The sequence below is a fragment of the Achromobacter animicus genome (assembly GCF_902859585.1).
Lineage (GTDB): Bacteria > Pseudomonadota > Gammaproteobacteria > Burkholderiales > Burkholderiaceae_B > Achromobacter > Achromobacter animicus.
The window spans coordinates 159,343-181,590 of the sequence record NZ_CADIJM010000009.1; the positions used below are offsets into that span (position 1 = coordinate 159,343).

The 22,248-nt window shown below is 65.8% G+C and carries 22 protein-coding genes; 6 read left to right on the forward strand and 16 right to left on the reverse strand.

What is annotated here, in order from left to right; translation table 11 throughout:
* Positions 1 to 43 precede the first annotated feature (43 nt).
* Positions 44 to 1,774, forward strand: coding sequence for an ArnT family glycosyltransferase (locus tag HV681_RS20110; RefSeq protein WP_175124702.1), 1,731 nt, complete (start codon positions 44 to 46; stop codon positions 1,772 to 1,774).
* A complete protein-coding gene (locus HV681_RS20115) occupies positions 1,771 to 3,171 on the forward strand; it encodes an MATE family efflux transporter (RefSeq protein ID WP_175124703.1) in 1,401 nt (466 codons plus the stop codon). Before HV681_RS20110 ends, HV681_RS20115 begins: the two co-directional genes overlap by 4 nt.
* A gap of 59 nt (positions 3,172 to 3,230) precedes the next feature.
* On the opposite strand, the gene paaK is transcribed toward HV681_RS20115, so the two are convergent.
* From paaK to paaA, 9 genes are all read right to left on the reverse strand, one after another.
* Positions 3,231 to 4,544, reverse strand: a complete 1,314-nt coding sequence (gene paaK, locus HV681_RS20120; protein WP_175124704.1) for a phenylacetate--CoA ligase PaaK — start codon at positions 4,542 to 4,544, stop codon at positions 3,231 to 3,233.
* Positions 4,545 to 4,580: 36 nt separating this feature from the next.
* Positions 4,581 to 5,051, reverse strand: a complete 471-nt coding sequence (paaI, locus tag HV681_RS20125) for a hydroxyphenylacetyl-CoA thioesterase PaaI (RefSeq protein WP_056569414.1) — start codon at positions 5,049 to 5,051, stop codon at positions 4,581 to 4,583.
* Positions 5,051 to 5,839, reverse strand: a complete 789-nt coding sequence (gene paaG, locus HV681_RS20130; RefSeq protein ID WP_175124705.1) for a 2-(1,2-epoxy-1,2-dihydrophenyl)acetyl-CoA isomerase PaaG — start codon at positions 5,837 to 5,839, stop codon at positions 5,051 to 5,053. Before paaG ends, paaI begins: the two co-directional genes overlap by 1 nt.
* 15 nt (positions 5,840 to 5,854) lie before the next feature.
* Positions 5,855 to 7,519, reverse strand: a complete 1,665-nt coding sequence (gene paaN / locus HV681_RS20135; protein ID WP_175124706.1) for a phenylacetic acid degradation protein PaaN — start codon at positions 7,517 to 7,519, stop codon at positions 5,855 to 5,857.
* A gap of 47 nt (positions 7,520 to 7,566) precedes the next feature.
* Positions 7,567 to 8,655 carry a 1,2-phenylacetyl-CoA epoxidase subunit PaaE gene (paaE, locus tag HV681_RS20140; protein ID WP_175124707.1) on the reverse strand — a complete coding sequence of 363 codons (1,089 nt, stop codon included), beginning with the start codon at positions 8,653 to 8,655 and terminating at the stop codon, positions 7,567 to 7,569.
* Between the two features lie 14 nt (positions 8,656 to 8,669).
* Positions 8,670 to 9,176 carry a 1,2-phenylacetyl-CoA epoxidase subunit PaaD gene (paaD, locus tag HV681_RS20145; RefSeq protein WP_175124734.1) on the reverse strand — a complete coding sequence of 169 codons (507 nt, stop codon included), beginning with the start codon at positions 9,174 to 9,176 and terminating at the stop codon, positions 8,670 to 8,672.
* Complete coding sequence (gene paaC / locus HV681_RS20150) at positions 9,173 to 9,937, reverse strand: 1,2-phenylacetyl-CoA epoxidase subunit PaaC (RefSeq protein WP_175124708.1); 765 nt, start codon at positions 9,935 to 9,937, stop codon at positions 9,173 to 9,175. Before paaC ends, paaD begins: the two co-directional genes overlap by 4 nt.
* 16 nt (positions 9,938 to 9,953) lie before the next feature.
* Complete coding sequence (gene paaB, locus HV681_RS20155) at positions 9,954 to 10,238, reverse strand: 1,2-phenylacetyl-CoA epoxidase subunit PaaB (protein WP_006388300.1); 285 nt, start codon at positions 10,236 to 10,238, stop codon at positions 9,954 to 9,956.
* A gap of 188 nt (positions 10,239 to 10,426) precedes the next feature.
* Positions 10,427 to 11,416 carry a 1,2-phenylacetyl-CoA epoxidase subunit PaaA gene (gene paaA, locus HV681_RS20160; protein ID WP_175124709.1) on the reverse strand — a complete coding sequence of 330 codons (990 nt, stop codon included), beginning with the start codon at positions 11,414 to 11,416 and terminating at the stop codon, positions 10,427 to 10,429.
* 172 nt (positions 11,417 to 11,588) lie between these two features.
* On the opposite strand from paaA, the gene paaX reads away from it, so the two are divergent.
* Positions 11,589 to 12,518 (forward strand): phenylacetic acid degradation operon negative regulatory protein PaaX, encoded by a 930-nt coding sequence (gene paaX / locus HV681_RS20165; RefSeq protein WP_175124710.1) that lies wholly within the window; start codon positions 11,589 to 11,591, stop codon positions 12,516 to 12,518.
* A 19-nt stretch (positions 12,519 to 12,537) separates the two neighbouring features.
* Here the strand turns inward: paaX and HV681_RS20170 are convergent, their stop codons facing one another.
* Together HV681_RS20170 and orn are read right to left on the reverse strand one after the other, a co-directional pair.
* Complete coding sequence (locus tag HV681_RS20170; RefSeq protein ID WP_175124711.1) at positions 12,538 to 13,179, reverse strand: NAD(P)H-hydrate epimerase; 642 nt, start codon at positions 13,177 to 13,179, stop codon at positions 12,538 to 12,540.
* A 52-nt stretch (positions 13,180 to 13,231) separates the two neighbouring features.
* On the reverse strand, positions 13,232 to 13,777 hold the full coding sequence (orn, locus tag HV681_RS20175) for an oligoribonuclease (protein ID WP_105237948.1): 546 nt from the start codon (positions 13,775 to 13,777) through the stop codon (positions 13,232 to 13,234).
* Between the two features lie 61 nt (positions 13,778 to 13,838).
* Here orn and HV681_RS20180 point away from each other — a divergent pair, with 61 nt between their 5' ends.
* Both HV681_RS20180 and rsgA read left to right on the forward strand, forming a co-directional pair.
* Positions 13,839 to 15,089 (forward strand): M48 family metallopeptidase, encoded by a 1,251-nt coding sequence (locus HV681_RS20180; protein ID WP_175124712.1) that lies wholly within the window; start codon positions 13,839 to 13,841, stop codon positions 15,087 to 15,089.
* A complete protein-coding gene (gene rsgA / locus HV681_RS20185; RefSeq protein ID WP_175124713.1) occupies positions 15,086 to 15,988 on the forward strand; it encodes a ribosome small subunit-dependent GTPase A in 903 nt (300 codons plus the stop codon). The genes HV681_RS20180 and rsgA overlap by 4 nt, the downstream gene beginning before the upstream one ends.
* Before the next feature lie 96 nt (positions 15,989 to 16,084).
* On the opposite strand, the gene HV681_RS20190 is transcribed toward rsgA, so the two are convergent.
* Both HV681_RS20190 and rplS read right to left on the reverse strand, forming a co-directional pair.
* A complete protein-coding gene (locus HV681_RS20190) occupies positions 16,085 to 16,816 on the reverse strand; it encodes a CoA pyrophosphatase (RefSeq protein WP_175124714.1) in 732 nt (243 codons plus the stop codon).
* A 123-nt stretch (positions 16,817 to 16,939) separates the two neighbouring features.
* Positions 16,940 to 17,320: a 50S ribosomal protein L19 gene (gene rplS, locus HV681_RS20195; RefSeq protein WP_175124715.1), complete on the reverse strand. Its 381-nt coding sequence runs from the start codon at positions 17,318 to 17,320 to the stop codon at positions 16,940 to 16,942.
* 361 nt (positions 17,321 to 17,681) lie between these two features.
* On the opposite strand from rplS, the gene HV681_RS20200 reads away from it, so the two are divergent.
* Entirely contained in the window at positions 17,682 to 18,554 is an 873-nt protein-coding gene (locus tag HV681_RS20200; protein ID WP_175124716.1) for an EamA family transporter, read from the forward strand.
* A gap of 33 nt (positions 18,555 to 18,587) precedes the next feature.
* Here HV681_RS20200 and HV681_RS20205 read toward each other — a convergent pair whose 3' ends face one another.
* The 3 genes from HV681_RS20205 to HV681_RS20215 all read right to left on the reverse strand — a co-directional run bounded on the left by HV681_RS20205 (position 18,588) and on the right by HV681_RS20215 (position 22,226).
* Positions 18,588 to 19,100, reverse strand: coding sequence for a hypothetical protein (locus HV681_RS20205; protein ID WP_175124717.1), 513 nt, complete (start codon positions 19,098 to 19,100; stop codon positions 18,588 to 18,590).
* Between the two features lie 76 nt (positions 19,101 to 19,176).
* On the reverse strand, positions 19,177 to 20,715 hold the full coding sequence (locus HV681_RS20210; RefSeq protein ID WP_302477403.1) for a PA0069 family radical SAM protein: 1,539 nt from the start codon (positions 20,713 to 20,715) through the stop codon (positions 19,177 to 19,179).
* A gap of 212 nt (positions 20,716 to 20,927) precedes the next feature.
* A complete protein-coding gene (locus HV681_RS20215) occupies positions 20,928 to 22,226 on the reverse strand; it encodes a sulfate adenylyltransferase subunit 1 (RefSeq protein ID WP_105237942.1) in 1,299 nt (432 codons plus the stop codon).
* Between the last annotated feature and the right edge of the window lie 22 nt (positions 22,227 to 22,248).

A 22,248-nucleotide genomic window follows, 5' to 3' on the forward strand; every position in this document is an offset into this window, starting at 1 on the left:
TCAGGGGGTGGCGCATCCCGACCACTCGGTTACATTAACGCCCGTGTCCCCACTTTCCATTTCCACACCGGCCCGGCTTACGTCGGTAGCCACCGCAAAACTGCCCCGCCTTATCCTGCTGGGCCTGTCCCTGGCCTACATCGTGGCCGGGCTGTTCATGCGCGACCCGTGGAAAACCGACGACGCCGTCGGACTGGCGACGATGATCACCGCGATCCGCGAAGGCGGCCTGACCTGGCTGCTGCCGCAGGTGGGGCACCTGGCCCACGCCGAGGAAGGTCCGCTGATCACCTGGGTGGGCGCCATCAGCATCTGGCTGTTCGGGCCGTTCATCGGGGACATCACTGCCGGCCGCCTGCCCAATCTGCTGTGGTTCGGCATCACGGCCTCGAGCGTCTGGTACGGCACGTATCTGCTCGGCCGCCGGGCCGAAGCCCAGCCGCTGGCGTTGCCTTTTGGCGGGGAGCCCGAACCGCGCGACTACGGCCGCATGCTGGCCGACGCCGCCCTCCTTTTGCTGCTTGCCACGGTCGGCATCCTGCAGCGCACCCACGAAACCACCGTCATCCCCGCCATCATGGCCTGCCAGGCGCTTGCGTTCTATTCGCTGGCGCGCACGGTGGATCGTCCCGTCACCGGCTCGACCACGCTTGGCATTGCGCTGGCTGCCAGCTTCCTGACGCGCGGTTGGGTGGGCGCCCTGCCCATCATGGTCGGCGTCGCGCTGGCCTTCTATCCGCGCAGCCAGCTCTGGAAGTGCAAGCGCTGGATGCTGTGGGCCGCGGTGCTGGCCACCGGTCTGATCCTTGCCTGGTGGATTCCCGCCAGCCAGGGCAGCGAGTACTGGATCCGCAACTGGAAGACCTGGAATCTGTCGTCCTTCGCCATCCCTGGCCTGCACGACGCCGCCCGCACGCTACGCGACCTGCCGTGGTACCTGTGGCCGACCTGGCCGCTGGCGCTGCTGGCGATCTGGCGGTGGCGCGCCTGGATCTACGCGCCGCACATCTGGGTGCCGCTGATGCTGCTGGTGTGTTCGGCGGTGATCCTGTTCTTCGTGGATGAGGCCAGCGATTCCGAATTCGTGCTGCTGGCCGTGCCGTGCGCGGTGCTGGGCGCGTTCTCGCTGCCCACGCTGCGCCGCGGCGTGGTGAACACGCTGGACTGGTTTGCCGTCATGTGTTTTTCGCTGACGGTGGCCACCGCCTGGCTCGGCTGGGTGGCGCTGCACTTCCATTGGCCGGCGCAGATTTCCCGCAACATCGCCCGCCAGACCACCGGTTATGAACCCGTGATCTCGTGGGTCGCCTTTGCGCTGGCGGTGCTCTTCACCCTGGGCTGGATCGTCCTGGTCGTCTGGCGGCTGCGCGTGCGCCCGCAGGCGCTGTGGCGCGGCACCGTGCTGTCGGCCGGCGGCCTGACCGTGACGTGGATCCTGCTCGTGCTGTTGTGGCAACCCGCGGTGGACTACGCACGCAGCTATCGCACGGTGTCAGGCCAACTGGCCCAGGCCATCGCGCAGCACAAGCGCCCGGGCGAGTGCATTCGGGGGCTCAGCCTGGGCAGCGGGCAGCGTGCCTCGTTCCTGATCTTCAACAACCTGTCGTTCCCGTTCGACACGCGCTGCACGCTGGTCCTGCAACAGACCACCAACCAGAGCCTGCGCGACGGCACGGCCGCGTACAGCGAAGGCGCCGAAGTCCTCTGGCAAGGCGGCCGCCGCGCCGACCGTTCCGAAGTCTTCCGCCTGCTGCGAACCGGCGTCAAGCCATGACCGCCGCGATCGGGGCGCCGATGACCTTCGGCGCCACCCTGCGCGGCATCGCCAAGCAGGCCTGGCCCGTCCTCATCAGCCAGTGGGCCAGCATCTCTTTCGGGGTGCTGGACACCGCCATGACGGGACACTCCAGCCCCGACGATCTGGCGGCAATGGCGCTTTCCGCTTCCATCTACATCACCGTCTTCGTCGGCCTGATGGGTGTCGTGCACGCCCTGATCCCGATCCTGGCGCAGCAGTTCGGCGCCGGCAACAACGCGGAAGTCGGAAAGAGCTGGGGCCAGGGCGTGTGGCTGGCGCTCGGCCTGTCGGTCGTGGGCGCCGCGCTGATGCTGTTTCCGGACATGTGGCTCTTCATGTCGGGGGACGTCGCCCCGGGCGTGCGCGACCGCATCGCGTCGTACCTGCAGGCACTGGTGCTGGCCCTGCCCGCCGCGCTGGTGTTCCGCACCATCTACGCGCTGGGCACAGCGGTGTCGCGGCCCAAGCTCGTCATGGCCATCAACCTGTCCATCATCGGCTTCAAGGCGCTGTTCAACTGGCTCTTCATCTACGGCAAGCTGGGCCTGCCGGCGATGGGCGCGGCCGGCGCGGGGCTGGCGACAGCCGTGGTGTCGTGGATGAGCCTGGGCCTGGGTCTGTGGGTGATCACGCACGATCGGTATTACCGCCGCTTCCAGCTTCGCATCGGCAAGCCGGACTGGAAGGCGCTCAAGGAACTGCTGCGCCTGGGCATCCCGATGGGCGGCTCGTACCTGGTCGAGGTCTCAGCGTTCACGTTCATGGCGCTGCTGGTGGCGCGCGAGGGCACCTTCGTGACCGGCGGGCATCAGATCATGTCGAACCTGGCCGCGCTCTGCTACATGATGCCGATGGCGCTGGGCGTGGCGACCGCCGCGCTGACGGCGCAGGCCATCGGCGCGGGCAATTATGCGCACGCCCATCGCACCGGCATGGCCGGTCTGGCGCTGGGTCTGATCGGCGCGCTGCTGACGGCTGCGGTGCTGCTGATCGGCCGTCCGCTGATCCTGGCCGCGTACACGGACGACGGCGCGGTTGCCGCCGTCGCAACCACGCTGCTCGCCGTGCTGCCGCTCTTTCACCTGTTCGATTCGATGCAGTGCATCAACTCGTACCTGCTGCGCGCGTACAAGATCGCGGTCGTGCCGCTGATCCTGCAGACGGTCGCGCTGGCGGGCGTGGGGCTGGTTGGGGGCTGGTGGTTTGGGTTTGGTCCCGGCCGGGGCGGCATCGACGGTCTGCGCGAAGTGCTGGTGCCGGGCTCGCCGCAGGGGGCCGGCAGCATGTGGCTGATGGCCATGTTCGGGCTGGCTTTGTCGGCGGTCCTGCTGCACCTCTGGTATCGGCGCATACTGCGGACGGTGGGGCGATAAAGGTCGCGAAATGAAGAAAGGCAGCCGGTTGGCTGCCTTTTTGCGTAGGGACGCGCCCTCTACTTCGGACGCTTGTCGATCACCCGGCGTGCCTTGCCGGTCAAGGTGCGTTCGACATGCCCGGCATCCGACACCTGGATCCGCGCGCTCACGCCGATGTGCGTCTTCACGGCATGCTGCAGCTGCTTGCCCAGATTGGCGCGTTCGGCGTCGGACAGGCCCGAGAACTCCGCGCGCACTTCTGTCAGGATTTCCAGTTCGTCCATGTTGCCCGAACGGGACAGCACCAGCTGATAGTGCGGCGCAAGCTGCGCGATCTTCAGGACCAGTTCTTCCACCTGCGTGGGGAACATGTTCACCCCACGCACGATCAGCATGTCGTCGCTGCGGCCGGTGATCTTGCCGATGCGGCGCATGCTGCGCGCGGTGGGCGGCAACAGGCGGGTCAGGTCGCGCGTGCGGTAGCGCACGATCGGCATCGCTTCCTTGGTCAGCGACGTGAACACCAGTTCGCCCGGTTCGCCGTCGGCCACCGGTTCGCCGGTATCCGGGTTGATGATCTCGGCGTAGAAGTGATCCTCCCAGACCACCGGACCGTCCTTGGTCTCGACGCATTCGCTCGCCACGCCCGGGCCCATCACTTCAGACAGCCCATAGATATCGACCGCGTCGATGCCCGCTTCGGCTTCGATGTCGGCACGCATCTGGCCGGTCCACGGCTCGGCGCCGAAGATGCCGATGCGCAGCGAGCTTTGACGCGGGTCGATGCCCTGGCGGCGCTGCTCTTCCAGGATGTTGCAGAAATAGGAAGGCGTGACCATGATGATGTCCGGACGGAAATCATTGATCAGCTGCACCTGCTTTTCGGTCTGCCCGCCGGACATCGGAATGACCGTGCAACCCAGGCGCTCGGCGCCGTAGTGCGCGCCCAGGCCGCCGGTGAACAGCCCGTACCCATAGGCCACGTGCACGGTATCGCCGGGCTTGCCGCCTGCGGCGCGGATGGAGCGCGCCACCAGGTTGGCCCAGTTGTCCAGGTCGCCCTGGGTGTAGCCGACCACGGTCGGCTTGCCGGTCGTGCCGCTGGACGCATGAATGCGCGAGATGCGCTCGCGCGGCACGGCGAACATGCCGAACGGATAGTTCTCGCGCAGTTCCTTCTTGGTCGTGAACGGGAACTTCGAAATATCCGACAACTGCTTCAGGTCGTCGGGATGCACGCCGGCTTCGTCGAACGCCTTCTTGTAGTGCGGGACGTTTTCGTACGCATGCTTGAGGGTCCACTTCAAGCGATCGAGCTGCAGGGCCCGCAGCTCGTCCTGGCTGGCATGCTCGATAGGATCCAGTCCCGGCTTGCTCATGGTGTTGGGCATGATGATGTCTCTCTTCTCTTTGGTACGGTGCAGCAGTCAGGCGTCCGTGGGCGTCCCGACGATCTGGCCCTTGATGCGGTAGGAACGCCCCCTGAACAAGGCCACGTTGCGTCCATCCTGATTGGTGACGGTGACGTCATAGACGCCGGTGCGGCCGGCCAGCGAACGCTCCTGGGCGACGGCGGTCAGCAGGTCGCCTTCGAATCCCGGCGCCAGATAGTCGATCGTGCAGCCCGACGCCACCGTGCTGACGTTGCGCGAATTGCATGAAAACGCGAACGCGCTGTCGGCCAGGGCGAAGATGAAACCGCCGTGGCAGGTCTTGTGGCCGTTCAGCATGTCGGGCCGAACGCGCATGGTCAGCCGCGCATAGCCCGGCGCCATTTCCTCGATCTTCATGTCCAGGCCTTGCGTGGCCGCGTCGCCGGCATACATCACCGAGCCCACGGCCTGCGCCAGCGCCTGCGGGTCGGTCGGCACTTCAACGGGGGGAACGTGCACGCTCATCATTGCCCCTTGAACTGCGGTTCACGCTTGCCAAGGAACGCGGCGACGCCTTCGGCGTAGTCCGCGCTTTGGCCCAGTTCGCGCATCATGTCGCGTTCCAGGTCGAGCTGCGTGGACAGGTCATTGCCCAAACTGGCCTGCAGCGCGCGCTTGGTGAACGCCAGGCCCTTGGTGGGCGCGGCCGCGAAGTGCGTGGCCAGGCGGTCCAGCGTGGCATCGAATTCCTCGTCCGCCACGCACTGCCAGATCAGGCCCCACTCTTCTGCCTGCTTGGCGCTGAGCTTGTCGCCCAGCATCGCCAGGCCCATGGCCCGCGCGCGGCCCACCAGACGCGGCAGCACGAACGTGCCGCCCGTGTCGGGGATGAGGCCCAGGCGGCAGAACGACTGGATGAAGCTGGCCGAGGCCTTGGCGATGACGATGTCGCCCGCGAAGGCCAGATTGGCGCCCGCGCCTGCCGCGACGCCATTGACGCCCACCACGACGGGCATGGGCAAGGCGTTGAGGCGGCGCACCAGCGGGCCATAGAACTTGTCGACGGTCTCACCCAGGTCGGGCGGCGTGCCGTCCGGTGCGGGCTTGCGCTCGCTCAGGTCCTGGCCGGCGCAGAAGCCGCGGCCCGCGCCGGTCAGCACCAGCACGCGCGCGCCTTCGGTTTCGACGCGGGTCAGCGCGTCGGCCACTTCGGCGTGCATGTTGGCCGTGAAGCTGTTCAGCTTGTCCGGGCGGTTCAGCGTCAGGCGCGCAACGCCGCCGGACAGGTCGAATTGAATATCCTGATAGCTCATCTGCGATCGCCCGGCTTAGATGTGACGGCGGGTTTGCACCACGCGGAAGCGGTTCGAGACAAACGCCGTGTCCGACAGCGCGGCGTTGGCCGCCGGATTGGCGCCGGTGCCGTGGAAGTCGCTGAAGGCGGCGGTCTGGTTGACGAACACCGCGCCCGTCAGGTTCAGCGAAAGCGACACGCCCGAGACTTCGGCGGCGTCCTGCACCTGCTCGGCCACGCGATCATCCGTCGTGTAGGCCGACAGCGACAGCGCGCCGTGCTTGATGACGCTGTCGCGCGCCAGCTGGATGCTGTGAGCGGTGGAATCCGTGGCGACGACAAACGCGATGGGGCCGAACCACTCTTGGCCCAGCGCCGCATTGCCGGCCTCGGTGCGCAGCAGCAGCGGCGTGCGCACGCGGGCGTTTTCGAACTGGGGATGCGCCAGCGTCTTGCTGTCCGCCACAACGGGCAGACCCAGCGCGCGAGCCTTCTCGATGCGTTCGACGATGCCTTCGTTCTGGATGGCGCCCGTCAGCTCGACGGCCTTGGCGGCGTCGGCGCCCACCTTTTCCAGCGCCACGCCCAGCGCGGCGGCCACGTCGTCGAAGCTGACACGGCCTTCCGGCGTGTTGATGCCGTCGCGCGGCACGTAGATGTTCTGCGGCGCGGTGCACATCTGGCCGGAATACAGGGCCAGCGAGAACGCCAGGTTGCGGGCCACGCCCTTCAGGTCGTTCGTCGAATCGATGATGACCTGGTTCACGCCGGCCTTCTCGGTGTAGACCTGAGCCTGGCGCGCATTGTTTTCGAGCCAGTCGCCGTTGGCGGTGCTGCCGGTGAAGTCAACGATCTTGACGGCCGGGTCCAGCGCCAGCTTCTGCGCAGTGTCGTCACCTGCCTCGTGCGCGGCCAGTTGCACGACGTCGGGATCGAAGCCCGCTTCCTGCAGCACTTCGCGCGCCACCTTCACGGTGATGGCCAGCGGCAGGATCGCGCCCGGGTGCGGCTTGACGATGACGGTGTTGCCCGTCGCCAGGCTGGCGAAGAGGCCCGGGTAGCCGTTCCACGTCGGGAAGGTCGAGCAGCCGATCACCAGCGCGACGCCGCGCGGCACGACGGTGAACTGCTTTTCCATGCGAATGGGATCGTTCTTGCCCTGCGGCTTTTCCCAGACGGCGATGCCCGGGATGCGCGACATTTCCTGCCAGGCGTAGGTCACGGCTTCAAAGCCGCGGTCCTGCGCGTGCGGGCCACCGGCCTGGAAGGCCATCATGAAGCCCTGGCCCGTGGTGTGCTGGACCGCGTAGGCGATCTGGAAGCTGAGCTTGTTCAGGCGCGCCAGGATTTCCAGCGACACGCCCACCCAGGCGTGGGGACCGGCGCGGCGCCAGTCTTCCAGCGCGCGTTTGGAGGCGGCGATCAGCTTGTCCGCCGGCACGCGGGGATACGTGATGCCCAGGTCGAAACCATAGGGAGATTTTTCGCCGCCCACGACGCCGTCGGCATCATGCAGGTTCAGCGGAAAGGGCTTGCCCTGAAGCGCTTCGAAGGCGGCGCGGCCTTCGTCGTTGGCGGTCTCGCCGTAGTTGCGCGGGCTGGGCGACTCGGCAAACGGGCTCCAGTAGCCGCGCAGCGCGGCGGCAGCCAGGGATTGTTCCAGCAGGGGCTGGTGACGTTCGAAGAATTTCTGGGACACGCTCGTCTCTCCAATAAGTTTTGAATGCTTGCCTGGCGCGCGCCGGGTCAGGTTTCCTGGTCGAAGTCGATGACCAGCCGGTCGCTGACCGGGAAGCTCTGGCAGCTCAGGATGAACCCGCGCGCGACTTCATAATCTTCAAGGGCGAAGTTGGCGTCCATGTCCACCTCGCCTTCAATCACCTTGCAACGGCAGGTGGAACACACCCCGCCCTTGCACGAATACGGCAGTTCAATGCCCTGCGCCAGCGCCGAATCCAGCACGCTGTCCTTGTTCTTGTCGATGACGAACATGCGGCTGTGTCCGTCCTGCACCACGGTGACTTCGCACTGCCCCTTGCCGGGCGCCTGCGGGGCGTCCTGGCCGGTGCGCAGCGCGCGCGGGCCCTTGGGTGCGCCGAAGAGCTCGAACTTGATGTTCGACTTGGGGATGCCGCGCGCCTGCAACCGTTCGACCACGCTCTCGGTCATGGTCTGCGGACCGCACACAAAAGCGTAATCGATATCCTCGGGGCTCATCCAGGCCGACATCAGCTGGTCGACCTTGTCGCCATCCAGGCGGCCGTTGAAGAGCTCGATGTCCTGCGTTTCGCGGCTCATCACGTAGACCAGCGAAAAGCGGTCCATGTACAGGTTCTTCAGGTCCTCGATTTCCTCGCGAAACAGCACCGCGGACGACGCGCGGTTGCCGAAGAACAGCGTGAACTTGCTGCGCGGCTCGGTCGACAGCGCCGTCTTGACCAGCGAAAACACGGGGGTGATGCCGCTGCCCACGGCAAACGCCACGTAGTGGCGCTGGTTCTCGGGCGAGAAGTCCACCGTGAAGTTGCCCGCCGGCGCCATGACCTCCAGGGTCTGGCCGGGCTGCAATTCGTGATTGGCCCAGCTCGAAAACACGCCCTCGTCGACCTTCTTGATCGCCACGCGCAAGAGCTTGTCGTGCGGCGCCGAACAGATCGAATACGAACGGCGCAGTTCTTCGCCATTGAGCTGGGTGCGCAGCGTCAGGTATTGGCCGGGCAGGAAGGCGAACTCGTTCGTCAGCGTGTCGGGCAGATCAAAGGTCACGACCACGGCATCGCGCGTATTGCGCGCCACGGACGCCACCTTCAAAGCATGGAATTGGTTCTGGCTCATCTCGAAACCACTCTTTAGTGAGTCTTGAAATAATCGAAGGGCTCGCGGCACGAAACGCAGCGATACAGCGCCTTGCACGACGTCGACCCGAAATTGCTGACCAGCCGCGTGTCGCGCGAGCCGCAGCGCGGGCAGGCGATGGCCGGGGCCGCCGTGCGGCGGCTGATGCCCGAAATGTCGATGGCGCGTTCAGCGGGCGCGGCGATGCCGTAGCCCTTGAGCGCCTCGCGCCCTTTTTCGCTCATCCAGTCGGTCGTCCAGGCGGGCGCTAGACGCGTCTCCACCCGAACCTCGGACACGCCGTGGCGTTCGAGCGTCTGGCGGATGTCCTGCGTGATCTCGCGCATGGCCGGGCAGCCCGAATAGGTGGGCGTGATGACGACGACACAGGCGTCACCGTCCCACGACACTTCACGCACCACGCCCAGGTCCACCACGGACAGCACGGGGATCTCGGGGTCCGGGACCTCCTGCAGCCAGGCAAAGACCTGGTCGGCGGAAATGGGCGCCAGCGCGTTCACCACGTGGCTCCCGGGTAGGCGCGGTGCAGATGCTGCATCTCGGCCAGCACGTAGCCCAGCGCCTCGGTGTGCTTGCCCTGGCGGCCGCCGCGATGCGCGGCGTGGTTGGCGGCGGCTTCGTCGGGAACGGTCAGGGTGGCTTCTTCCAGCACTTCCCGCACGTGCGCAAGCCACGGCTGGCGCAGCGCAGACAGGGCACAGCCGATACCGCGCGCCGCGACGTCCTGGTCGATGGCGTCGTCGGTGAAGAGCTCGCCCGTGAAACGCCAGGCGTCATCGATAGCGGCCTGCATCTTGGCGTGGCTTTCCGCCGTGCCATCGCCCAGGCGCACCACCATGTCCGAGGAGCGGCGCACGTGATAGGTCACTTCCTTGAGCGACTTGGCCGCGATGGCCGCGACGCGCTCATCCGTGGACGCCTCCAGGCGCTGCAGCAGGAAGTAGTGCCAGACGTCGAACAGGAACTGCCGCGCCATCGTGTCGGCGTAGTTACCGTTGTCGCGCTCGACCAGCAGCGCGTTGCGGAACTCGTGCGCGTCGCGCAGATAGGCCAGCGCGTCCTCGTCGCGGCCCGCGCCTTCGACCTCGCCGGCCAGCGTCAGCCACATGCGGGCCTGGCCCAGCAGGTCGAGCGCGGTATTGGTCAGCGCCAGGTCCTCTTCCAGGATGGGACCGTGGCCCGTCCAGGCGCCCAGCCGCTGCGACAGGATGAGCGACGTGTCGCCCAGGCGCAGCAGGTATTCAAACAATGCTTTGTCCATGTCTCCCCCACCCGCCTTACATGTGCTTGATTTCTTCGGGCATCGGGAAGAAGGTCGGATGCCGGTAGACCTTGCTGTTGGCCGGCTCGAACAGCGGATCCTTGTCGCCCGGGCTGCTGGCCGAAATATCCGACGCACGCACCACCCAGATGCTCAGACCCTCGTTGCGGCGCGTGTACACGTCGCGGGCGTGATTGATCGCCATTTCCGCATCCGGCGCGTGCAGGCTGCCCACGTGCTTGTGCGCCAGGCCGTGCTGGCTGCGGATGAAGACTTCCCACAGAGGCCAGTCTTTGCTCATGATGGATTTCCTCTAGTGCCGGGTGCGCATTGCACGGCCGGTCTGCAATAAATAAAAAGAAGGTGTCCAGAAAGTCACGCATCCCGAAGCGCCAGCGAGGGCCAGCGGGGCCGCGCGGATCCGGGCTCCGCCGGTCCGCTGCGGCGCCCCCCTGGGGGGGGAAGCGCGCAGCGCTCCGGGGGGGGACCTCAAGCGGCTTTACGGGCAGACTGCTTGTCGGCGTAGGCGACTAGCGCGTCGCGCACCCAGGCCCCGTCCTCATGCGCCTTCACGCGCGCGGCAAGCCGTTCGCGGTTGCACGGACCATTGCCCTTGAGCACGGCGTAGAACTCCGTCCAGTCGATTTCGCCGAAGTCGTAGTGACCGCGCTCCGCGTTCCACTTCAGATCGGGGTCCGGCACGGTCAGGCCCAGGTACTCGGCCTGCGGCACGGTCTGGTCCACCATCTTCTGGCGCAGTTCGTCGTTGGAAAAGAGCTTGATCTTCCAGGCCATCGACTGGGCGCTGTTGGGCGAATCCGCATCCGACGGACCGAACATCATCAGCGCGGGCCACCACCAGCGGTTGAGCGAGTCCTGCACCATCGCCTTCTGTTCGGGCGTGCCGTGCAGGCACATCTGCATGAGCAGGTCGTAACCCTGGCGCTGATGGAAGGACTCTTCCTTACAGACGCGCACCATGGCGCGCGCATACGGGCCGTAGGAACAGCGGCACAGCGGGATCTGGTTGATGATCGCCGAGCCGTCGACCAGCCAGCCGATCATGCCGATGTCGGCCCAGCTCAGCGTGGGGTAATTGAAGATGCTGGAGTACTTGGCGCGGCCGGCGTGCAGGTCGTCGATCAGGTCGTCGCGCGACACGCCGAGGGTTTCGGCGGCGCTGTACAGATAGAGCCCGTGGCCCGCCTCGTCCTGCACCTTGGCCAGAAGGATGGCCTTGCGCTTGAGGGACGGCGCGCGGGTGATCCAGTTGCCTTCCGGCAGCATGCCCACGATTTCCGAGTGCGCGTGCTGCGAAATCTGCCGCACCAGCGTCTTGCGGTAGGCCTCGGGCATCCAGTCCTTGGCCTCGATGCGGACGCCGTCGTCGATGCGCCGCTGGAACGTCTGTTCCAGGCCTTCAAGCTGGTCCGCGGTCTTGACCTGCTTGACGCCGGTTTCGACGAGTTGAGCGTACATAGTTGTCTCCTTGAGACGGTTTGCGAAAACGCAAAGCAAACGCTGCGCAGTGCCGTCATGTCATGGGACGATTATTTAATACAAAAAAATCATTGTCAAACTCAAATCTGTATCACATTGGATTTATGTATCATATCCGGCATCCCGATATCGGCCGTCCGCGGCCCTCCTCATGGCAAACCCTCAGTCGACCCTGGAACGCGCTCTGTCCCGCTTATTGAAAAGCGATCCGCCCCGCGCGAAATCGCTCTGCGTCAGCGTGCTGGGCGATGCATTGGCCCCGCACGGCGGCGCCATCTGGCTGGGCAGCCTTATCGAGCTTCTGGCCCCGCTCGGGATCAACGAACGCCTGCTGCGCACCAGCGTCTTTCGTCTGGTGGCGCAAAACTGGCTGCAATCCGAACGCCACGGCCGGCGCAGCCTCTACCTGATCTCCGAGCAGGGCTTGCGCCACACGTCGCACGCGTCGCAGCGCATTTATGTGGGCGGCGCCAAGGAATGGAACGGGGAATGGACGCTGGTCGCGCTGCCGCGCACAGGCAACGGACTGGCAGAACGCGGCGAGCTGCGCCGCGAATTGACGTGGGAAGGCTTCGGCATGATCGCGCCGGGGCTGTTTGCGCATCCGCATACCGAGGCGCGCGCCGCGCACGACATTCTTGAAAAGCTGGGCATCCCGGACCGGGCACTGGTGCTGTCGGCCCGCGACCTGGCCGGCGCCGGCGGGCTGCCGATCGCCAGCCTGGCCACGCAATGCTGGAACCTGGACGACGTGGCCGAGCAATACCGCCAGTTCTCGCGCAACTTTGGCCCGTTGGAAAAGCTGCTGGACGAGGCGCCCTCGCCCGCCGAGGCGTTCACCGTCCGCGTCATGGTGCTGCACAACTGGCGCCGGATCGTGCTGCACGATCCGCAACTGCCTGCCCCCATGCTGCCCGACAACTGGCCGGGCCACGCCGCGCGGGAATTGTGCGGACGGCTCTACTGGAAGGTGTTCGATCCCTCCGAAACCCACCTGAATGCCCTGGCCGGGCAGGACAACGAACGCTACCGCCCCCTGTCGCCCGAAGTCGAATCGCGCTTTGGCGGCCGGCCAGCCTGACGGCCGGCGCGTTGCGGGCTTAGCGGCCCGGGCTGTCCTCGCCGGCCATGACGACGCCTAGCGTGTCGACGTGGCATTCTCCCGCCGTCTCGCGTCCTGCGCCGGCCAGCGTGAGTCCACGGCATGCCGCAATGAACGACAACGTCCATCGCGCCCGGATCGGGCGGCCCAGCGCCACCCCGGTGTCGGCATCAATGCCGCTGGGCACATCCAGCGCCAGCACCGGAACCTGCCACGCATTGACCGTGTCGATCAGGGATTGCCACGCGGCATCGAGCGGACGGTTCAAACCGATGCCGAACAGCCCGTCAATGACCAGCCCCTGAAACGGCCGGGTCGGCAACACGGCGTGCGTCCGGGGTGCTCCGCCCGCGGCCAGCCAGCGGCCCCAGGCGCGCGCTGCATCGGCAGGCAGCCTGTCTGGCCCCGAAGGCAGCACCACGTGAACATCCAGGCCGCGCGCCAGCAATAGCGCAGCCGCTTCCAATGCGTCCCCGCCGTTATTGCCGGGCCCGGCCAGCGCCAGAATCGACGTGCCGGCCGGCGCCCGCGCCGCGACGAAGCCGGCCGCCGCCGCGCCGGCCAGCGGCATCAGCGCACGCCCCGTTGCCAGGGCGCGCTGTTCGGCTTGGCGGATCTGCGCGACGGAGTAGGACGGCATGACAGTCGGGTGCGGCCAAAGTCCGTGGGAACCGGGCGGTCCGCCGACGGTCTCAGACCTTCAGGAAATGCTCGCGGTAATACTTGAGCTCGTCGATGGACTCGTAGATGTCGGCCAGCGCTTCGTGGCGGCTCTTTTTCTCGAATCCCTTGTAGACGGCGGGGGCCCAGCGGCGCGCCAGCTCCTTGAGTGTGCTGACGTCCAGGTTGCGGTAATGGAAGAACTGTTCCAGGCGCGGCATGTAGGCAAACATGAACCGGCGGTCCTGGCTGATGGTGTTGCCGCACATGGGCGATTTGCCCGCCGGCACATGCTGCGCAAGAAACGCCAACAGCGTATCCTCTGCCTCTGCCTCGGTCACCGTGGACGCCTTGACCTTGTCGATCAGCCCGCTCTTGCCGTGGGTCGACTTGTTCCAGTTGTCCATCGCGTCGAGCAGGCTGTCGGACTGGTGCACGACGATCACCGGACCTTCGGCCACGACCGTCAGGTCGGGTTCGGTCACCACGACGGCGACTTCGATAATGCGTTCTTTCTCGGGGTCCAACCCCGTCATTTCCATGTCGAGCCAGATCAGGCGGTTTTCGTTCGCAGCCATATAATTTGCCTTTAAAACGCGCGATTTTCGCACATCCCTTCTTGAGCAAAACGCTTTGCCCATGTTCACACTGCTGTTCGTTGCCTTCCTGCTGACCGATATTGCCGTGCGCATGTGGCTGGCGTCACGCCAGATCCGCCATGTCGCCCGCAATCGCGACCAGGTGCCTGCGGAATTCTCCCATCGCATCGGGTTGACCAGCCATCAGCGGGCGGCGGATTACACCGTGGCGCGGGTTCGGCTGGGCATGCTCGAGCGCACCTATGACGCCCTGGTGCTGGTCGCCCTGACGCTGCTGGGCGGCCTGCAGTTCATCGACCTGATGGTCAGCCAGCTTACCAGCAACGACTTCGTGCGGCAGATGCTGCTGCTGGTGGTGGTTGCGCTGGTGCTGGGCCTGCTCGGTCTGCCCTTCACGCTTTGGCGGCAGTTCAAGCTGGAGGCGCGTTTTGGTTTCAACCGCATGACGCCGGGGCTGTTCGTCGCCGACGCAGCCAAGGGTCTCCTTGTTGCGGCCGTATTAGGCCTGCCGCTGGCCGCCGCGGTGCTGTGGCTGATGGGCAGCGCCGGCGCCTACTGGTGGATCTGGGCCTGGGCGCTATGGACCGTGTTCAACCTGGCCCTGCTGATCATCTATCCGATGTTCATTGCCCCGCTCTTCAACAAGTTCACCCCGCTGTCCGACCCTGAACTGGCCGGCCGCATCCAGCGTCTGGCGCAGCGCTGCGGCTTTGCCCTGAATGGCCTGTTCGTCATGGACGGCTCGCGCCGCTCGGCCCACGGCAACGCGTATTTCACGGGCTTCGGAAAATCCCGCCGCATCGTGTTCTTCGATACCTTGCTGGCACGCCTGAACGCCGACGAAATCGAGGCCGTGCTGGCGCACGAGCTGGGGCATTTCGCCAAGCGCCACATCATCAAGCGCGTGATCTTCAGCTTTGCCGCCGCGCTGGTGTTCTTTGCCATCCTGGGCTGGATCGCGCAGCAACCGTGGTTCTATGTGGGCCTGGGCGTAATGCCGCAATTGGGCGGCCGCAACGACGCAATGGCGCTGCTGCTGTTCTTCCTGGTCATTCCTGTATTCACCTTCATGCTGACGCCGCTGGCCAGCTGGTACTCGCGCCGCGACGAATTCGAAGCGGACCGCTATGCCGCCGAGCAAAGCTCGCCGGACCGTCTGGTCTCGGCGCTGGTCAAGCTGTACGACGACAACGCTGCAACCCTGACGCCCGACCCTGTGCATTCCGCCTTTTACGACAGTCACCCTCCTGCCGCCGTGCGCATCCGCCACCTGATGGCGGCCGCCACATGAGCGCGCCGATGGAAGGCCGCATCATCGCCGCGCATGGCCGCCACTACACCGTGGAATTGGCCGATGGGGCCCTACGCAAGTGCTTCCCGCGCGGCAAGAAAACCGGCGCCGCAGTGGGCGATCGGGTCAAGATCACGCCGCAAGGCAAGGACGAAGGCGCGATCGACGCCATTCTGCCCCGCAGCAACCTGCTCTATCGTTCCGACGAAATGCGGTCCAAGCAGTTTGCATCCAACGTCGACCAGTTGCTGATCGTCGTGGCTGTCCGGCCCACCTTTTCGGACGACCTGACCGGCCGCGCGCTGGCGGGCGCATGGAGCGCCGGCATCGCGCCCCTCATCATCCTGAACAAAACGGACCTCACCGACGAGCTGCCGGCCGCGCGCGCGCGGCTCGCGCCCATCGCGGCGCTGGGCGTGGACATCATCGAACTGAGCGCGCTCGAGCCCGAGAAAGTCCACACGTTGCTGGCGCCGCGCCTGGCCGGCCGCACGAACCTGCTGCTGGGACAGAGCGGCATGGGCAAATCCACGCTGCTCAACGCGCTGGTGCCGGATGCCGCCGCAGCGACGCGCGAGCATTCCACCGCGCTGGACATGGGCAAGCACACGACCACCAGCACCCGGCTCTACCATTTGCCGGTGCCGGGGGGCGACCTGATCGATTCACCGGGGTTCCAGGCCTTCGGTCTGCATCACCTGACGCGGGATGACATCATTCGCGGGTTTCCGGAGTTCACGCAGCCCATCGAGGAATGCCGCTTCTACAACTGCACGCACCGCCACGAGCCCGGGTGCGGGGTGGTGGCGGCGCTGCAGAGCGGCAGGATCGATCCCGCGCGCTACGCGCTGTACGAACGCATCCTTGAAGAAAACCTGGCGGGCCAGCAGCGCTACTGACGCTTGCCGCGCCCCCCATTGAAAACGGCCCCATCGGGGCCGTTTGCTTGTGCGGGCCTGCACGCCCGATCGTTCCGAAGCGGATTCAAAGGCCAATCAGCGCGGCGTGAATCCGTGGCGCAGCAAATGATAGAGGTTGCGCAGCATGCCCGCAGTGGCGCCCCAGATGAAGTGCTTGCCGTACGGCATGCCGTAATACTGGCGCACCCGTCCGTCATCGAGCCGGGCTTCATAAAGGCGATGATTGGCCGGGTCCATCAGGAACGACAACGGCACCTCGAACACCTCGGCCACTTCGAACGCGTCGGGCGCCAGTTCAAAACCCGGCCGCACCAGCGACACCACGGGAATGATCGAAAAGCCGGTCGCCGTCAGGTACGGCGGCATGCTGCCCAGGACTTCGACATGATCGGCCGGCAGGCCCGTTTCTTCTTGGGCTTCTCGTAGCGCCGCATCCACAGGCGTGGCGTCGCTGGTCTCGATGCGACCGCCGGGAAAGCTGATCTGGCCCGCGTGGTCGTGCAGATGCGCGGCGCGCTGCGTCAGCATGATGTTCACGCCCTCGTCGCGCGTCACCAGCGGGATCAGCACGGCAGCGGGCACAGGCGTGCCCTCGCGGCCGGGATAGCGAAGATCGTTGTCGCGCGACAGCTCCAGCGTCCAGGTGGACGGCTGGCTCAGCGTGCCGCGCAGGGAATCCGGCGTCAGCAGGCGGGTGGGCACGGGCGGCAGCGATTCGTTGGCCACCACCCACGGTTGCGTCGCCGGATCGAATCCGGGGCGCGCCAGCGGCCGTCGAGGCCGCGCGGAGGACGAGGTTTCAGACATACGCTCAGAAGTAAGAAAAAAGGCACCCTCGCAGGTGCCTTTTTAACCCGGAAAACCGTGCCGGACGGAAACGCGGATTGGCGTGAACGTCCGACACTGTCAGGGCCGTGTGCCGATAAGCGATCAAGCCGCGGGGGCTTGCTTGCTGACCAGCTTTTCCTTGATGCGAGCCGACTTGCCCGAGCGCGAGCGCAGGTAGTACAGCTTGGCGCGGCGCACGTCGCCGCGGCGCTTCACTTCGATGCTGGCGATTTGCGGCGAGTACAGCTGGAACGTACGTTCCACGGCTTCACCCGACGAAATCTTGCGCACGGTGAACGCGGAGTTCAGGCCGCGATTGCGCTTGGCGATAACAACGCCTTCGAAAGCCTGCACGCGCTTGCGGGTGCCTTCAACGACGTTGACGCTCACGATGACGGTGTCACCAGGAGCAAATTCAGGCTTGGCTTGACCGCCGGTCAGACGGGCAATTTCTTCCTGTTCCAGGATAGCGATGAGGTTCATGTGAACTCCTAGATCATCATGTCTTTGCGGACTAAAACTTTTGCCGATCGATGTTGTTCACGCCCGGCTTTCGCGTGGCCCAGGATTCCAGACTGAAGAATCAAGATTTCGGCCACATCCGGCCTGGTGCGTGTGCATGGCAACCTGTCCGCTAGGTAAGCCGCAATGCGTAAGCCGCAATGCGGTTTTCCTGTTGGCGTGTATTGCGATGCTATGCCGCAAGCAGAGGATGAGATTTGGCAAACCGATGATTCTACACCAAAAATTCCCCAGAGCCTCGGGTAACATGTGCGCCTTGAGCACGGTTTGCGGTACCCTTCCAACTCCCTGTAACAAACACGTCATCTGACGCTGTTCCCTCATGTCGTACTCGTCCCTGATATTGGTCGTCCTGGCGGCGATGGCCCACGCCACGTGGAACCTCCTTGCCAAGCGCGCGGCCATGGTGGGCGCGCCGTTCGTCTTTGCCTACGGCTTGTGCGCGACGGTGCTGTATGCGCCGTGGGTGATCTGGGTGCTGATGCACGACGGCATGAACTGGACCTGGCCCGTCGTCGGCGCCATCCTGACATCCAGCCTGTTGCATCTGGGCTACAGCCTGTGCCTGCAGCGCGGCTATCAGGTGGCCGACCTGTCCGTGGTGTATCCGATTGCGCGGGGCACCGGCCCCCTGCTGTCGACGACAGGCGCTTTCCTGCTGCTGGGCGAACCCGCCACCAGCACCGGCATCGCCGGCATGCTGTGCGTCGTGGCCGGCGTCCTGCTGATTGCCACCCAGGGTCGGCTCGCCATCTTCAAGCAGGCGCAGGCGTGGATCGGCGTGCGCTGGGGTGTGGTGATCGGCCTGTTCATCGCGGCCTATACGGTGGTGGACGCGTACGGCGTGAAAGTGCTGCTGATCAGTCCGGTGCTGTTCGACTGGTTTACCTGTGTGACCCGCACCGCCATGATGACCCCGCATATGCTGCGCCGCCCCACCCAATCGTGGGAATCCATGCGCGGCCATTGGCATCTGGCACTGGCCGTGGGGTTTCTGTCGCCGCTGGGGTACATCCTGGTGCTGTATGCGCTGCGCAACGGCGCGCCGCTAAGCCTGGTGGCGCCTGCCCGGGAAATGTCCATGATGCTCGGCACCCTGGCCGGCATGTTCCTGCTGCGCGAAAAAGTGGGCGTGGGCCGTCTGGCTGGTTGCGTGTCCATTCTGGCGGGCGTGATCCTGCTGGGATCGAGCTGACCGCCACCGCGGGTCGTCAGAAGCCAGCGGCCATCAGAAGCCGCCAGCCACGCCCAACCACATCAGGCCGGGAATCATCGCGCCCCAGGCCAGCACCAGCACTACGTCCGTAATCATGGCTTTCATGGTGAGCTGATTGGCCACCGGCTGCGCCTTGGCGTCTCCGATGCTGTGATTGCGCGCCACAGCGGCGGACGCGGCAGTGGCGGCGTCGGCGACGGGCAGACCCGCCAGCGCGCCAGCCGCCGAAGCGCCGGCCGCCGGGACGCCGGCCGCTGGAGCACTGGCCGCCGGCGCGACGGCCTCCCGGGCGCCAACAGACCCTGCCGCGCCCGAGACTTCCTCGGGGGTGGGCGCCGGCGGGAACGGCCAGCGGGCGGGCATGCGCGTCGACCGTGCCGGCTGGCCGGACATCGTGCCGCTCCAGGGCATGGCCATGCCGGTCAGCCGGGCGCAGAAGGTGCGCGCGCGGTTGGCGCCGCGGCGCAGCGGATTCAGGGAAACGACAAGCTCATCCGGCAGGACGGAAAAATCAGCGGTGTTCATGGGAACTCCTTGGATAAACGTTCCAGCGCCGAGGCAAATCGCCCTGGCATGCACCCGAGGCAACAGCAGCCTGCGGTCAATCGAACAAAGACAATTGGCCGGCCGCCATGGCGCGCAACTGGCGCGCACCGCGCCCGTATGCGCCGCTGACCGCGGGCAAACCACCAGGAAAAGGGACCCCTGAAGACGCTTTCGCGCCAACCGGGGATTGAAAATCGGTAGCGGCATTGGCGGAGCCGGCAGCGTTGCCGGCGCCAGCCGAGCGGGCATCGCCAGCAACGCTGGTTGATCCCGACGGCGTTGCGGCTACGCCGGTTGCAGCACCCGCTGCGTCAACCCCTGCAGCTCCGGACGCCGCGCCATCGAATAACGACGCTGAGGCACCGGGCCCCGCGGGCGGCACGAACCGGCTGCAATCGAGCGACAGGCGGGCACGGTTCAGCCCCAGCTTGCGCGTGGCAACCGCAAAACGCTGGCGCAGCAGGTCAGCCCAGATGCCCGTGCCGCGCATGCGCGACCCGAAGTTGGGATCGTTGCGGCGGCCGTTGCGCAGGTCTTCGATGCGATGCAGGACGCGTTGCGCGCGGTCCGGGTAATGGGCGTTGAGCCAGTCCTCGAACAGCGTCTTGACCTCCCAGGGCAGGCGCAGGACCGTGTAGCTGGCGTAATGCGCGCCGGCCGCCTTGGCCTCCTGGAGGATGTGTTCCATGGATTCGTCGTTGATGAACGGGATGACCGGAGCCACCAGCACGCCCACCGGCACGCCGGCGTCGGTGAGGCTGCGCACCGCTTCCAGGCGGCGCCACGGCGCGGCGGCGCGCGGTTCCAGCGTGCGGGCCATGCCGGCATCCAGCGTGGTGATGCTGATGTAGACCACCACGAGATTCAGCTGCGCCAGAGCCGCCAGCAGGTCCAGGTCGCGGGCAACCAGCGCGTTCTTGGTGACGATGGTGACCGGGTGGCGGGTTTCAAGCGCCAGTTCGAGCATGCCGCGCGTCAGGCGCCAATCGCGCTCGATGGGCTGGTAGGCGTCGGTGGCCGAGCCGATATTGATGGGCGACGGCTTGTAGCCGGGGCGGGCCAGTTCGGCGCGCAGGGCCTCGACCGCATTGGCCTTGGCGACCAGCCGGGTTTCGAAGTCCAGCCCGGGTGAATAACCCAGGTAGGAATGCGTGGGCCGGGCATAGCAGTACACGCAACCGTGCTCGCAACCGCGGTACGGATTGGCAGCCACTTCAAAGGGAATGTCAGGGGAATCGTTGCGCGACAGGATCTTGCGCGCCTCTTCTGCAGTGACCGTGGTTTTAGGGGCGGCCGGCGTGGAGCGCGTGTCGGGCAGGATGGGGATGACCGTGGCGCGGGCAGCAGCGCCTGCAGTCTGTTCAACCGCAGCGGCTTGACCGGCAGACGATGAAATATCGGGAAAGAAATCGGGGACAGAATCAACGAAGTCGGCAGGCAGACCGGAAGCGGACCAGCCGTCGTCGACCTGCACGCGGTCATCGCGCTGAAAGCGATGCCGAACATTAGTAACCGCACCCCGACCGCGCAAGGCGGCGGGGGCGGCAGCCGGGGACCCAGAACCGGCGGGAAAAGAATGATCGGTGCGTGCCATAAAAAATACTGTACAAAAACACAGTGGTTTTGACAAGCACCAAAAGCCTTTTCGTAAGACAGCCCAACTTTACCGCAAGAAGAAGACATCGTCTGAACAATTCGATTTCATCTTGCGATATGGCCCGGAAACCCGCGCCAGCATTGGGATTGGACGAAAAACAACACAAAAAAACGGGTCGCGCGGGCCCGCCTTTCATCCAAAATTGCGGTTTACCGCAGCATGCCCGCCGCGGCCGTCTGATGTGTGGCTTCGTCGATCAGAATGAACGCGCCGGTCGCCGCCACATCGTCATAACGATCAACCGCCAGCGACTCGCGCGTCGTCAACGTCACGCGTCCGATGTCGTTCATGCGCAAGGTGCCTTCTGTGTTCTCGACCTCCTGCAGTTCATGGATGTCCCGATGCGACAACACCGCGCGCACCTTCGCCGACGTCAGCCGCGTGCCCGACTTCAGCAGATACTTGCGCGCGGGATTCAACGCCTGCGCATCAAGCCAGCACAGTTCGGCTTCGAACTCGCGCGAGACCTGCGCCGGCGCGGCGGTGTGCACGATCACGTCACCGCGCGACACGTCGACGTCGCGGTCCAGCACCAGCGTGATCGAATCGCCAGCCACCGCTTCATCCAGCGCACGATCAAACGCACGCACTTCCTGCACCACCGCCGTCACGCCCGACGGCTGCACCGTCACTTCGTCGCCGGGGCGCAGCACGCCGCTGGCGACGCGGCCGGCATAGCCGCGGAAATCATCCGCGCGATCGCCGCCATGACGCGACACCCACTGCACCGGAAAGCGCAGCGGCAAGGTGCGGCCGTCGCCCGACAGATCCAGCGATTCCAATAGGGCGAGCAGCGGTTGCCCTTCGTACCAGGGCGTCTTGGCAGACAACGTGACGACGTTGTCGCCGCTCAGCGCCGACAGCGGCAGCGCGTCGAAGTGCGGGATGCCCAGCTTGACCGCCAGGTCCGCATAGGCATCGCGGATGCGTTCGAACACCGCGCGGTCCCAGTCCACCAGGTCCATCTTGTTGACCGCCACGACGATGTGGCGGATGCCCAAGAGACGCGCGATGGTGCTGTGCCGCTTGGTCTGCGGCAGCAGCTTGCCGTCGGCGGCGCGAGTCGCGTCGATCAGGATCACGGCAACGTCCGCGGTCGACGCGCCGGTCACCATGTTGCGCGTGTACTGCTCATGGCCCGGCGCGTCGGCGATGATGAACTTGCGCGTGGGCGTCGAGAAGTAGCGGTAGGCGACGTCGATGGTGATGCCCTGCTCCCGTTCGGCTTCCAGGCCGTCGGTCAGCAGCGAAAAGTCGATGCCGTCGCCCGCCACGCGCTTGTGCTTGGCGCGCGAGATCGCGTCCAGCTGATCAGCGAAGACGCCCTTGCTGTCGTACAGCAGGCGGCCGATCAGCGTGGATTTGCCGTCATCGACGGAGCCCGCCGTGATCAGCCGCAGCACGCCGGTGTCGGCGCCGGAAAGAAAGGAATCGTTCAGTGCATTCATGTGGTTCCCCAGGCGCCGGCAT